At 67.1% G+C, this 13,132-nt stretch carries 13 protein-coding genes; 3 read left to right on the top strand and 10 right to left on the bottom strand.

The annotated features are described in order from the left end of the window. Positions 1 to 141: 141 nt before the first annotated feature. The 3 genes from JNN06_RS08485 to JNN06_RS08495 form a co-directional block, all read right to left on the bottom strand. Positions 142 to 1,494 (bottom strand): MATE family efflux transporter, encoded by a 1,353-nt coding sequence (locus tag JNN06_RS08485; protein WP_291239154.1) that lies wholly within the window; start codon positions 1,492 to 1,494, stop codon positions 142 to 144. Positions 1,495 to 1,740: 246 nt separating this feature from the next. After that, positions 1,741 to 2,676, bottom strand: a complete 936-nt coding sequence (locus tag JNN06_RS08490) for a hypothetical protein (RefSeq protein WP_291239155.1) — start codon at positions 2,674 to 2,676, stop codon at positions 1,741 to 1,743. Continuing rightward, entirely contained in the window at positions 2,661 to 3,311 is a 651-nt protein-coding gene (locus JNN06_RS08495; RefSeq protein ID WP_291239156.1) for a DUF1007 family protein, read from the bottom strand. Before JNN06_RS08495 ends, JNN06_RS08490 begins: the two co-directional genes overlap by 16 nt. A gap of 128 nt (positions 3,312 to 3,439) precedes the next feature. Here JNN06_RS08495 and gor point away from each other — a divergent pair, with 128 nt between their 5' ends. Beyond that, positions 3,440 to 4,795 (top strand): glutathione-disulfide reductase, encoded by a 1,356-nt coding sequence (gor, locus tag JNN06_RS08500; RefSeq protein WP_291239157.1) that lies wholly within the window; start codon positions 3,440 to 3,442, stop codon positions 4,793 to 4,795. A 707-nt stretch (positions 4,796 to 5,502) separates the two neighbouring features. Here the strand turns inward: gor and JNN06_RS08505 are convergent. The 7 genes from JNN06_RS08505 to JNN06_RS08535 form a co-directional block, all read right to left on the bottom strand. Beyond that, a complete protein-coding gene (locus JNN06_RS08505; protein WP_291239158.1) occupies positions 5,503 to 6,876 on the bottom strand; it encodes an L-serine ammonia-lyase in 1,374 nt (457 codons plus the stop codon). 105 nt (positions 6,877 to 6,981) lie between these two features. Next, the gene (plsY, locus tag JNN06_RS08510; RefSeq protein ID WP_291239166.1) at positions 6,982 to 7,590 is read right to left on the bottom strand and encodes a glycerol-3-phosphate 1-O-acyltransferase PlsY; all 609 of its coding nucleotides are present in this window, start codon (positions 7,588 to 7,590) and stop codon (positions 6,982 to 6,984) included. A 15-nt stretch (positions 7,591 to 7,605) separates the two neighbouring features. Further along, positions 7,606 to 8,874 carry a dihydroorotase gene (pyrC, locus tag JNN06_RS08515; RefSeq protein ID WP_291239159.1) on the bottom strand — a complete coding sequence of 423 codons (1,269 nt, stop codon included), beginning with the start codon at positions 8,872 to 8,874 and terminating at the stop codon, positions 7,606 to 7,608. Positions 8,875 to 9,016: 142 nt separating this feature from the next. Continuing rightward, positions 9,017 to 9,514, bottom strand: coding sequence for a hypothetical protein (locus JNN06_RS08520; RefSeq protein WP_291239160.1), 498 nt, complete (start codon positions 9,512 to 9,514; stop codon positions 9,017 to 9,019). Next, a complete protein-coding gene (locus tag JNN06_RS08525; protein ID WP_291239161.1) occupies positions 9,511 to 9,969 on the bottom strand; it encodes a hypothetical protein in 459 nt (152 codons plus the stop codon). Before JNN06_RS08525 ends, JNN06_RS08520 begins: the two co-directional genes overlap by 4 nt. Then, positions 9,966 to 10,409, bottom strand: a complete 444-nt coding sequence (locus JNN06_RS08530; protein ID WP_291239162.1) for a hypothetical protein — start codon at positions 10,407 to 10,409, stop codon at positions 9,966 to 9,968. Before JNN06_RS08530 ends, JNN06_RS08525 begins: the two co-directional genes overlap by 4 nt. Further along, a complete protein-coding gene (locus JNN06_RS08535; protein WP_291239163.1) occupies positions 10,406 to 11,368 on the bottom strand; it encodes an aspartate carbamoyltransferase catalytic subunit in 963 nt (320 codons plus the stop codon). Before JNN06_RS08535 ends, JNN06_RS08530 begins: the two co-directional genes overlap by 4 nt. A gap of 154 nt (positions 11,369 to 11,522) precedes the next feature. Here JNN06_RS08535 and JNN06_RS08540 point away from each other — a divergent pair, with 154 nt between their 5' ends. After that, positions 11,523 to 12,770 carry an MFS transporter gene (locus JNN06_RS08540; RefSeq protein WP_291239164.1) on the top strand — a complete coding sequence of 416 codons (1,248 nt, stop codon included), beginning with the start codon at positions 11,523 to 11,525 and terminating at the stop codon, positions 12,768 to 12,770. A 93-nt stretch (positions 12,771 to 12,863) separates the two neighbouring features. Further along, positions 12,864 to 13,132, top strand: a 269-nt coding sequence (locus tag JNN06_RS08545; RefSeq protein WP_291239165.1) for a peptide-methionine (S)-S-oxide reductase, incomplete at its 3' end; no start/stop codon positions are given.

Consider the following 13,132-nt stretch of genomic DNA (forward strand, 5'->3'; position numbering starts at 1 on the left):
CGGCCAGCGCCCGCCCCGCCATTGGCGGGCGCTTCGCCCCCGCCGGGGCAGGCCTTGGCCTCTCGGTCATCGGCTGCCCCGGTCTTGCTGCCCCTTCCCACAGGGCCGGGAAAACGCGATGCGTTTTCTATTCCGGCCCCCTCAGCCCCGCGGTACACGGCTCCAGAACCGCCACATCAAGGCACTCGCCGCGCAGAACAGCCCGATGACAAGGCCCATCCATAGCCCCGCGCCGCCCCACCCGGCGCGAAACGCCAGATACCAAGCCGCCGGCACCCCGATCAGCCAATAGGCCACCGCCGCAATCCCCATCGGCACCGCCGTATCCTGCACGCCCCGCAACAACCCCAAGGCCAGCACCTGCCCGGCATCCATCATCTGAAACGCTGCCGCATAGATCAGCAACACCCCGCCAAAAGCCAGGATCAACGGCGCCTCGGCGCTGCTGCGATCAATGAACAGCCCCACAATCGGCTCGGCGAAACTCAGATACAGCACGATCTGCGCCACCCCCACCGCCGCCGAAATGGCAATCGCCACCGCCGCCCCGCGCCGCAAATCGGCCCAGTCGCCCGCGCCCGCAAACCGCCCCGTCCGCACCGTCGCGGCATTGGACAGCCCCACATGCACCATGAACCCGATCGCCGTCACCTGCATTGCAATGCCATGCGCCGCCAGCTCCACCGTGCCGATCCACCCCATCATCAAGGCCGTCGCCTGAAACAACCCGCTCTCCGCCAGCCCGGTGAGACCAATCGGCGCGCCCAAACGGAACACCTGCCCCATCGCATGCCAATCCGGCCGCCAGAACCGCTGGAACAGATGGAACCGCCGCAACCCCGGCAAAGCCGCCGCATAGAGCGCGATGACCACCAGACTCAGCCCCTGAATAAGCAGCGTCGCCAGCGCCGAGCCCACCACCCCCATCTCGGGCAAGCCCCAACGGCCAAAGACCAGCGGGTAGCACAACAGCGCATTCAGCCCCACCGCGCTGACCGTGACCCACAGCACCACCTGCGTGCGCTCCAACGCCGCCAGATAGCTTTTCAACACCATCACCAGCAGCGCCGGGATCATCCCCAATCCGGCAATCCGCAGAAAATCCCCCGCCAGCAACGCCACATCCGGCTTTTGCCCGGCGGCCAGCAGGATCGGCTCCGAGAACCAGAACAGCGGATAGATCACCACCCCGAACAGGATCGACAGCCACATCCCCATCCGCGTGGCCCGCCGCACCTCGGTCTCGTCGCCCCGGCCCAGCGCCTGCGCCACCATCGGCATCACCGCCTGCGCGAACCCGCCCCCCAGCACGAAGACCACAAAGAAACACGAGCCGCCCAGCACCACCGCCGCCAGCTCGGTCACCCCATACCAGCCCAGCACAACGGTATCGACCACATGCAACGCCATCTGCGCGATGTGAGAGCCGACCAGCGGCAACCCCAAGGCCAACAAGGCCCCGGCATGAGCGGTATGAGATTGTTTTGCGATCATCCCGCCTTGCTAAGCAAGAGAGGCACCGGTTTCTGCGCCAAGGGCGACCGGAAATGTCGCAACCAGCCGCAACCTCGCCGGGGGCTGTCTGCCCCCGGAGCGCGCCTTGCGCGCTCTCCCCCGAGGATATTTTCAAACAGAAAATGAAAAAGAGCCGCGCCCCTTCATTTTCTGTTTCCAAATATCCTCGGGGGGTGCGGGGGGCGAAGCGCCCCCGCAGGCAACACCCGCCCCGCGCGCAAGGGCCTAAAGGCTCGCGACCAGCAAGGGCAGCGCAACGGCGAGGATGACCGCCCCCGCCATCAGCTCCACCAGCGCCTGACCGCGTTCGAGGGCGGGCAGCGCGCGCGCAGGCAGCGCCGCGAGGGCGCCCTCGCGCGACCAGCCCGCCAGCACTGCCACCGCCACCGTTACCAGCGCGGTGCCAAGGCCCATGGCATAGACCCCCAGAATCCCTTGGGCCAGAATCCCGGTCTGCCAGGCGATCACCAGCAAGAACAGCGCGCCGGAACAGGGGCGCAGCGCGATGGCCGCAATCAGCGCCAGCGCCGCGCGCGGGTTGTCTGCCGCCTCGATCTGTTTCAGGCTCGGGCCGTGGCTTTGCCCGCAGGCGCACCCCGGCGGGTGGCCCGCCTGCCCCGCCCCCCCTTGTCCCGGCAGCCGGATCGGCCCGGCCTGCGCCGCCAGATGCGCCGCGCGCAAGCCTCTCAGCCCGCGCGCGATCAGCCACAGCGCCAGCGCCGCGATCAGCCCGTGGCTCAGCGGCAGGAACAGCGCCTCGGCCAGCCCCTCGACCGAGGCCCTTGCCCAGCCAAAGGCCATCACAAGGCCCAGCACCAGCCCCACCGCCACCGTGCTTTGCGCCAGGCTCGATGCCAGCGCGATGGCGGCCAGCCGCGCCACCGGCACCCGCCGCGCAAGGCCATAGCTGCCAACCAGCAGCTTGCCATGCCCCGGCCCCGCCGCATGGAACACGCCATAGCCAAAGCACAGCGCGAGCAGCCCCGCCAGCGCCCCCGCCTGCCCCGCCACCAGCGCCCGCACCGCCGCCGCCAGCTCGCGCTGCACCGCGCGCGCGCCCGCCTCGGCCCAGACGCGCAGCGCGCTCAGCGCCCCGCCGAGCCACAGCGCCAGCAGCACCAGCGCCACGCCCAAGCCGGCGAGGATCAGCGCGCGCCGCATGTCAGCCGCACCTCCTCCGAGAATTGCGCCCCGATCGCCGGGAAATCCGCCTCCACATCCTGATCGGCGCCATATTCCGCCAGCGCATCCAGCAGGCGCTGATCGGCCTCGGCCGGGTCCGGCGCCAGCACCTCGGCCATGCAGCCCTCTGGCAAGGCAGGGGTCACCACGGGCCGCTTGACGATGGTGTAATCGGTATAGAATCCCGGATCATAGACCTGCACCTGCAAGACCTTTTCAAGGCTCACCGGCGGCTCGATCCTGCGCAGATGGCTGGTGGTGATCCGCCCGCCCTGATGCCGCGCCGTCCAGTCCGACGGGCCGCTCAGGCCCACCGCCACGCCGCCCGACAGCACATAGGTATCGCCGGGAAAGCCCGCATCCCAATGCATGTCGAACCCGCTGAGCGCCGCCTCTTCCTCCGGCGTCGAATTGCCATCGTGATCGGCATCGAGGCCCCGCTCCTCGATCAGCGCCATGGACGAGAACTCGTCATAGGTCCAGGTGATCCGCACTGCCTCGGCCCGGCCCTGGGCATCCAGATGCAGCGCGATCTCGGTATCCATCCACATATGCGGATGCGCGCCGGCAGGCCCCGCCAAAGCCATCGCAAGCGCCACGCCCCAAAGCCACATCCCCACCTCCACGCCCGTGGCGCGCAGAGAAGCGCAAGCCCGGGCGAAAGGCAAGCCGCCACTGCCAGCACTGGCAAAGCCCCGCCGCCTGTGGAATACCACTCTCCAAACCCGTCACGGAGGCCCCCATGGATTTCGACTTTGACCTCTTTGTCATCGGCGGCGGCTCGGGCGGGGTGCGCGCCGCGCGCATCGCCGCATCCGAAGGCCGCGCCCGCGTCGCCCTGGCCGAGGAATCGCGGATGGGCGGCACCTGCGTCATTCGCGGCTGCGTGCCGAAAAAGCTGATGGTCTATGCCAGCGAATATCCGGGCCTGATGCAGGATGCCCGCGCCTATGGCTGGCAGGTCAGCTCCGGCGCCTTCGACTGGGGCCATTTCCGCGCCCGGCTGGAGGCCGAGCTGACCCGGCTGGAAGGCGCCTATCGCGGCGGCCTCAAGGGTGCGGGCGTCACCATCTTTGACCTGCGCGCCACGCTGGTGGATGCCCATACCGTCGCGCTGGCCGACGGGCGGCGGGTCACGGCCAAGCATATCCTCATCGCCACCGGCGGGCGGCCCTTCGTGCCTGCGATTCCCGGTGCCGAGCTTGCCATCACCTCGAACGAAATCTTCCACCTTGATGCCCTGCCCGCCCGCGCGCTGGTGGTGGGGGGCGGCTATATCGCCTCGGAATTTGCCTGCATCCTCAACGGTCTGGGCGTGAAGGTCACGCAAAGCTATCGCGGCGCACAGATCCTGCGCGGCTTTGACGAGGAATGCCGCGCCCAGATCGTCAGCGCGATGCAAGGCAATGGCATCGACCTGCGGCTGAGCCATGAGGTCACCGCGCTGCGCCAAGGTGCCGAGGGGATCATCGCCGAGACCTCCACCGGCGCCGAGGCCTTCGACCTCGTGCTTTACGCCACCGGCCGGGTGCCCAACACCGCCGGGCTGGGGCTGGAGGCCCTGGGGGTGGAGATCGGCACGCGCGGCCAGATTGTCGTCGATGCCCATAGCCAGACCGCCGTGCCCTCGGTCTTTGCCGTGGGTGATGTGACCGACCGCATCAACCTGACCCCGGTGGCGATCCGCGAGGGCCACGCCTTCGCCGATACGATCTTTGGCGGCAAGCCCTGGCAGGCCGATCACGATCTGGTCGCCTCCGCCGTCTTCACCCAGCCCGAGTTCGGCACGGTGGGCCTCAGCGAAGAGGCCGCCCGCGTGCAGGACAAGATCGAGGTCTACACCGCCAGCTTCCGCCCGATGCAAAGCCTGTTCGCGGGCCGCGAGGACCGGGTGCTGATGAAGCTGGTGGTCTCGCAATCCTCCCGCCGGGTGCTGGGCTGCCATATCGTCGGCCCTGCCGCGGGCGAGATGATCCAGCTCGCCGCCATCGCGGTGAAGATGGGCGCAACCAAGGAAGACTTCGACCGCACCGTCGCCGTGCATCCCACCATGGCCGAAGAGCTGGTGACCATGCGCAAGCCCAGCCGGGTGGATTGAGCGCGGCACAATCCCCCGCCCCAAGTTGGCCGAGGCCATCGCGCTGCCATTTCCCCATCGGGCCCTTGGCCAGACGCCACGCGCTTCTGAACCACACCGATTGGCCGAGGCCATCGCCGAGGTCATGTTGAAACGCATCCCCAGAGGGCCGGGGGCGCAAAGCCCCCGGCCAGCGCCCGCCCTGCGGGGGGCGGGTGCTTCACACCCGCCGGGCGGGCACTGCCCTCTGTGATCACACCCTGATCTGGTCTTGCGGACAGCTTCGCACAGGGCCGGGAAAACGCGATGCGTTTTCTGATCCGTCCCCGGAAATGGCCGAGGCCATTGCCGAGGTCATGTTGAAACGTGAGCCACGTTTGGGCCGAGGGCCCAAAGCCCCCGGATGAGCCGCCCGCCCAGCCGGGGGCGGGTGCTTCACACCCGCCGGGCGGGCACAGGCCTCGGTGATCAAACGCTGACCCGGTCCAGCCTCCCCACTCCCAAAGGGCCGGAAATGGCCGAGGCCATCGCCGAGGTCATGTTGAAACGCATCCACATCGGGCCGTTGGCCCAAAGCCCCCGGATGAGCCGCCCGCCCTGGTCTGGTCTTGCCGCGCCGCCCCCGCAGACCGGGCAAAAAGCGACATCCGCCCCCGCCCCGCCAAAGCGTATAGCCCGTTACACTTCCGCCCCAAAAACGGCCGAAACTGTACAGGCCATTTCCCTTTTCAGCAGTTCGGCACGTTCACCGCCAGCCCGCCCAGACTGGTCTCTTTATACTTCTCGTGCATGTCATGCCCGGTCTGGCGCATGGTCTCGATACAGGCATCCAGACTCACCAGATGAATCCCGTCGCCCCGCATCGCGAGGCTCGCCGCCGATACTGCCTTGATCGCGCCCAGCCCGTTGCGCTCGATACAGGGCACCTGCACCAGACCCTTCACCGGGTCACAGGTCATGCCCAAGTGATGCTCCAGCGCGATTTCCGCAGCGTTTTCAACCTGTTCCGGCGTGCCGCCCAGCACCGCCGCCAGCCCCGCCGCCGACATGGCCGCGGCCGAGCCGACCTCGGCCTGACAGCCGCATTCCGCGCCGCTGATGCTGGCATTGTGCTTGCACAACCCCCCCACCGCCGCCGCCGTCAGCAGAAAATCCCCGATCTGGCTGCGGCTGGCGCCCGGCACATGGTCCAGCCAATAGCGGATCGTGGCCGGCAAAACCCCCGCCGCCCCATTGGTCGGCGCCGTAACCACTTGACCTCCCGCAGCATTTTCCTCATTCACCGCCATCGCATAGAGCGACATCCAGTCATTGATCGTATGCGGCGCGGTCATGTTCAGCCCGCGTTCGGCCATCAGCGCATCGTAAATGCCCTTGGCCCGACGCCGCACTTTCAACCCGCCGGGCAGGATGCCCTCGGCCTTCATGCCGCGATCAATGCAGGCCTCCATCACCGCCCAGATCCGCTCAAGCCCTTGGTCCAGCTCGGCTTTACTGCGCACCGTCAGCTCATTGGCGCGCTTCATCTGCGCGATCGACAGACCCGAGGCCTTGGCCATCGCCAGCATCTGCGCTGCCGTGTCGAACGGATAGGGCACCACCGGCCCGCCCACGGCCTTGGCGCCGCCTGCCAGCTCTGCCGCTGTCAGAACGAAACCACCGCCGATGGAATAATAGGTTTCTTCAAGGATAACATCGCCTTGCGCATCCAGCGCCCGCAAGATCATGCCATTGGCATGCCCCGGCAGCGAGGGGCCGAAATCAAACAGCAGATCGGCCTTGGGATCAAAGCGCAAAGTGCCAAGCCCCGGAGGTTGCACGGTTTTTGTCGCAAAAATCTGCGCCAGCGCCGCCTCGGCCTTGTCATTGTCATAGGTGGCAGGCTCGAACCCCGCCAGACCCAGAATGGTGGCCCGGTCGGTGGCATGGCCCACGCCGGTAAAGGCGAGCGAGCCATGCAGCGAGGCCCGCAGCCCATAGGCATGGAAGGGGCTGGCCTTCAGCGTGGCAATGAACCGCGCCGCCGCCACCATCGGCCCCATGGTGTGCGAGGAGGAGGGGCCGATCCCCACCTTGAACATATCGAATACCGAAAGGAACATCTGAGACTCCCTGTTCGGGCCGACTATGCCCCGAAAACCCGCGCGGCGCAGCGGAATTGCGACCAAATGCCGCCGTTTTAAGCCAATCTGTCGCGCAGAGGCCGGTTACGCCTTGCCGATCTTCGGCTCGGTCCCGGCCAGAATGCGGCTGATATTCGCCCCGTGGCGCCAGATCACCATCGAGGCCAGCACCGCGCCCAGCCCGATCATCGGGCCAAAGCCAAAGGCCCACATCCACAGCGGCACCGTGGCCGCCGCGACCAAGGCCGAAAGCGAGGAGATGCGGCTGACAAAGGCGGTGGCAAGCCAGGTGGCACAGGCCGCAAGCCCGATGGGCCAGGCCAGCGCCAGCAGCGTGCCAAAGAAGGTCGCCACGCCCTTGCCGCCCTTGAACCCCAGCCAGACCGGGTAAAGATGCCCCAGAAACGCAGCGAATCCAGCCAGTTGCGCGGCATCCTCCGCCCCGGTCAGCGCCCGCGCGATCAGAACCGCGATGCCGCCCTTGCCCGCATCCAGCAGCAGGGTGGCCAGGGCCGCCCCCTTGTTGCCGGTGCGCAGCACATTTGTCGCGCCAATATTGCCCGAGCCGATCTGGCGCAGATCGCCAAGGCCCAAGGCGCGGGTGATCACGATGCCAAAGGGCACCGAGCCCAGCAGATAGGCCCCGACAGCCACCAAAAGCAGGCTCAGACCATCCGTCGTGACAGCGGGCAGGATCGAAAACATGGCTCAGGCTCCGAACACGCGGGCACCGCCCACGAAAGTTGCCAGAACCTTACCCTCCATCCGCTGCCCGTCAAAGGGCGTGTTCTTGGATTTGGACAGCAGGCTGAACCGATCCATCACAAACGGCGCATCGGGGTCGAACAGCACCAGATCGGCAGGCGCGCCCAGCGACAGCCGCCCCTGCGGCAGCCCCAGCCGCCGCGCCGGATTGAGCGCCATGGCCCGCCACAGCTCGGGCAGCGACAGATGCCCCGCGTGATACAGCCGCATCGCCGCCGGCAACAGCGTCTGCAAGCCCACCGCGCCCGAGGCCGCCTCCTCGTAAGGCAGCCGCTTGCTTTCCTCATCGGCGGGGGTGTGCATCGAACAGATTACGTCAATCACCCCATCCGCCACGGCGGCGACCATGGCCAGCCGGTCCTCCTCGGACCTAAGGGGCGGTGTCAGCTTGAAAAAAGTGCGATAATCGCCCACGTCGATCTCGTTCAGCGTCAGGTGATGGATCGAGACCCCGGCCGTCACGTCAAAGCCGTTCTTCTTGGCACGCTCCAGCGCGGGCAGGCTGCGGGCGCTGGTGATCTGATCGGCGTGATAGCGCACGCCAGTCATCTCGACCAGGGCGATGTCGCGGTCCAGCCCCATGCGCTCGGCCATCGGATGCACGCCGGGCAGGCCGCGCAGCGAGGCGAACTTGCCCGAGGTGACCGCCGCCCCCTTCGACAGGCCCGGTTCTTGCGGGTGGCCCACCACCAGCGCGCCGCAGGACCGCGCATAGGTGAAAGCGCGGCTGAGCGCCTTGGTGTCGGTGCTGACGGCCTCGACATCGGTGAAGGCAATCGCGCCCGCATCCAGCAGAAAGCCGATCTCGGTCATCTCGCGGCCCGCGCGGCCCTTGGTCAGCGCCGCCATATGGCGGATGCGCACCGGGCTGGCCTCGGCGGCGCGGCGGGTCACGAATTCCAGCGATTCCGGCGTGTCGATGGCCGGGGCAGTATCCGGGCGGGCGATGATCGTGGTGACCCCGCCTGCCGCCGCCGCCAGCCCGGCCGAGCGAAAGCTCTCGCGGTGGCGCTCGCCCGGCTCGCCGATCTTCACGCCCCAATCCACGATCCCCGGCGCCAGGCAGGCGCCGCCGCAGTCGATCACCTGCGCGCCCTCGGGGGCGGCGGCATCGCGGGCGGTGATCACGCCATCCGCCACGGTCAGGCTGCCCGGCGCATCGGCCAGCGTCGCGGGGTCGATCAGGCGGGCATTGGTGAAATGCAGGGTCATCTTGGTCCCCATGGAAGCGGTGGGCATCAGGCGCCCAGAATGAAGAAAGCGGTGAACAGCGCGAGGACGATCAGCACGGCCATGGCCACCATGCCGCCAGCGCGCATCTCCTCGCGGGTGGGTTTGCGGTTCGGATCGGGGGTCATGCGGCGCTCCGTTGAACTTGGGCGATCAGGGCCAACAGGCGCGCGGGCGCCTCGATGCGGCTGAGGGTCAGGGCCTCGGTCCCGCTGCCGCGCGGCCCGGACACCTGATGGCGCAGGGTGAGGGTGGCCGGGTCTTGCCCATCATTTTCGATTGCGGTGGAAGGGGTTAACGTCAGAACCTGGCTGCGCGTGCCGATCAGGGGCCAGACCACATCCACCAGAACCCGGCGGTCGGTCAGGCGGTAATGCGCGAATTTGGCGCGCAGGCGCGGCGCCCATGCCGTCCAGACCGAGAGGTGCAGCCCGAAAGCCAGAAAGGGCAACCCGGCCAGCCAGATCGGGCCGCTCTCCATCGCCTTGTCCATCCAGAACAGCGCGAAAGCCACCAGTGCCAATCCGAACACCAGCTTGCCGGGGTTGGAGGTATCGGCCCTTGTGCCAGAGGCGGGGCGGCCCTGCCACAGCAGGGTTTCACCGGGCAAAAGCGGCGTCATGTCGGCACCCCGCTCTTGCGCGGCAGGGCGGCTTTCAGCGCCGCCGCAACGCCGGGGGCGAGGACGCCGAGCCGCTTGACGCTCAACCCGTTCCGGCGCGAGGCGAGGCGGTTGAACTGCATCTGGCCGCGAAAATACACATCGGCGCGGGGCGATTGCCAGACCGGCAGCGCCCGCCCGACAAGGCGCGAGAGCAGGAAAATGCGCCGATCCGTCAGCACGCCTTCGCGCCGCCAGATCAGGTTCACCACATCGCCAAGCGCCGCCAAGGCCAGCATGAAGCCCGAGGCCGCCGCTGCGGCCTGCCATGCCGGCCACAGCACGATCACCAGCGCCAGCATCACCACGCCAAGCGCGATGCGGCGCTGCGGGGTCAGGTGGCTCCAGCCCGGCATCACCGGCGCGGCGAAGCGCAGCTCCACCTGCTCCTCGGGGTCCAGCGACAGATCGCTCATGCTTTGGCCCCGTTCAACTGCGCAATCACCGCCTCGGGGTCGGCAGGGTATTTGATCAGGAATTTCTCGCCCGCCCGGGTGATCACCGCCACTTCGCCAAAAACCTTGCGCGCCTCGATCAGATCGGCGCGGGCGATCACCTGGCCCGCGGGGCCCAGCAGACGGCGGTCTGTCAGGCGCCATTCGGCAGCCAGCGCTTCGGAGGCCAGAAACCACGCCCGTGCGCCGATGCCCAGAATGGCCGCCAAAGGGCCAACCCAGGGGTTCGGGTCGCCTATCGCCACCAGCACCCCGCCCGCGATCACGCCGAAAACCACCATCAAGATCAGCGTATTGCGCAGATAGACCCCGCGATCCGGGCGGAAGGTTTCCAACAGCACCTCGCCCTCGGCCAAAGGGCGCGGGCCTGTCAGCAAAGGGTCGCGGGTGATCTGGCTCACACCATCGTCCCCACGGCGCGGGCGCCGCGTTCAGCGCGCAGGTTGCGGGCCAGAAGGTCCATGCAGGCCATGCGGACGGCCACGCCCATCTCCACCTGATCCTGAATCACGCTGCGGTTGATGTCATCGGCGATCTCGCCGTCGATCTCCACGCCCCGGTTCATCGGGCCGGGATGCATCACGATGGCCTCGGGCGAGGCCACGGCCAGTTTCTCGGCATCCAGCCCGTAGCGGTGGTAATATTCGCGCTCCGACGGGATGAAACCGCCATCCATCCGCTCTTTCTGAAGGCGCAGCATCATCACCACATCGGCGCCCTTCAGCCCCTCGCGCATGTCGTCATAGACCTCGCAGCCGAAGTCCGACACGCCCGAGGGCATCAGCGTCGGCGGGCCGATCAGGCGGATGCGGTTCTCCATCTTGCCCAGCAGAATGAGGTTCGACCGCGCCACCCGGCTATGGGCAATGTCGCCGCAAATCGCCACGGTCAGGCGCTGAATGCGGCCCTTGGCGCGGCGGATGGTCAGCGCATCCAGCAGGGCCTGCGTCGGGTGTTCGTGCCGCCCGTCGCCCGCATTCAGCACCGCGCATTTCACCTTGGAGGCCAGAAGGTTCACCGCCCCCGAATGGGGGTGCCGCACCACCAGAAGATCGGGGTGCATGGCGTTCAGGGTCAGCGCCGTGTCGATCAGCGTCTCGCCCTTTTTCACCGAAGATTGCGCGACGCTCATGTTCATCACATCGGCCCCCAGCCGCTTGCCCGCCAGTTCAAAACTGGCCTGCGTGCGGGTGGAGTTTTCAAAGAACATGTTGATCTGGGTCATGCCCGCCAGCGCATCCGAGCTTTTGACCGTGCGGCGGTTCAGATCGACATAGCGTTCCGCCAGATCGAGAACGGCGCGGATCTCGTCCGGGGCCAGATGTTCGATCCCGAGCAGATGGCGGGCGCGGAACGACATGGAGGCCTCCTTCGGATGGGTTTTGCGCCTTATAGGGGGGGGGGCGCGGGCGGATCAATTGGCGATTGGGCGCGGGGGGCAGCGGCGCGGAATATTGTCACCCCGACAATTCCGCCTCTCGCAGCCCAAAGGGCTTGGGCGTAGGCTGCCGGTCATGACGCGCACCCTCTCCCTCCCCGATGCCGCTGGCCTGCCGCTCTGGCGCCGCCCCACCACGCTTTTGTTCCTGATGGCCGTGGCCATGCCGCTGGCCTTCGCCACCTGGTCGGCGCTGCTCAATAACTTCGTGATCGAGGCGGCGGGATTCACCGGGGTGGAAATCGGCTGGCTGCACACGGTGCGCGAAATCCCCGGCCTGCTGGCGGTGGGGGTGCTGCTGTTCCTGCTGGTGATCCGCGAACAGGTGATGGCGGCGCTGATGCTGATCCTGCTGGGCAGCGCCACGGCGGTGACCGCGTGGTTCCCCAGCTTTGGCGGGCTGCTTTGGGTGACGCTGATCTCCTCCATCGGGTTTCACTATTTTGAAAGCTGCAACCAGTCGCTGCAATTGCAATGGCTGACCAAGGCCGAGGCGCCCCGGGTTCTGGGCAAGCTGGTGGCGGCAGGCTCGACCGCCTCGCTGGTGGCCTATGGGCTGATCGTGCTGTGCTGGAAGACCTTCGACCTCAGCTATAACTTCGTCTTCCTCGCCTCGGGCGGCATCTGCGCGGCCATCGCAATCTTTGCCCTGCTGGCCTATCCGCGCTTCGAGGCGCCGCACAAACAGCGCAAAAGCATCGTGCTGCGGCGGCGCTACTGGCTTTACTACCTGTTCGAGATGCTGAACGGCGCGCGGCGGCAGATTTTCGTGGTCTTTGCCGCTTTCATGATGGTGGAGCGTTTCGGCTATGGCGTGGAGGCGGTGACGGCGCTGATGCTGGTGACCTTTGTCGCCAATATGGTGACCGCCCCCTCCATCGGGCGCTTCGTGGCACGGTTTGGCGAACAGAAGGCCATGCTGATCGAGTTCACAGGGCTGTTTGCGGTCTTCGTCGGCTATGGCTGCCTCTATTGGTTCAACCTGCCGGGCTGGGTGGCAGCCGGGCTTTACGTGGCGAACAACATCTTTTTCGCCATCAGTTTCTCGCACAAGACCTATTTCCAGAAGATCGCCGATCCGTCGGATATGGCGACTTCGGCGGCGCTGTCGTTTACCATCAACCATATCGCGGCGGTGTTCCTGCCGGCGGGTCTGGGCTATATCTGGGCCACCTCGCCGGATTGGGTGTTCATTCTGGCCGCCGCCATCGCCTTCACGCAGATCCTGCTGTCGCTCTTGGTGCCGCGCAACCCGAGCGCCGGGAATGAAACCCGCCTGCGCGAGCTGCGCGGCCCTGGGGCCATGGCCGTCCCGGCCGAGTGACGCGACCGGGTTTTCGACGAAAACCCGGGGCGCGGATTTTCGTCGAAAATCCGTGGCGCGCGCCTATATATGTCTCAGCAAAGGAGACCGCGCATGTTCAACCTGTTTGGCACTGACAAGACGAAGATGGTGGCACCTGAAGACGCCCTGCCCGGCCGCCCCGAGCCGATGCCGATCACCGAGCCGCATTTCCTCAACGGGCGCGATCTGCGCAGCCCGGTGCCTGCGGGCATGGCCGAGGCAATGTTCGGCATGGGCTGCTATTGGGGGGTGGAGCGCAAGTTCTGGCAAGTGCCGGGCGTCTGGCTCACCATGGTGGGCTTTGCCGGGGGCTTTACCCCGAACCCGACCTATAAGGAGAC

It is taken from the genome of Gemmobacter sp. (assembly GCF_016792925.1).
In the GTDB taxonomy this organism is placed as follows: Bacteria; Pseudomonadota; Alphaproteobacteria; order Rhodobacterales; family Rhodobacteraceae; genus Gemmobacter.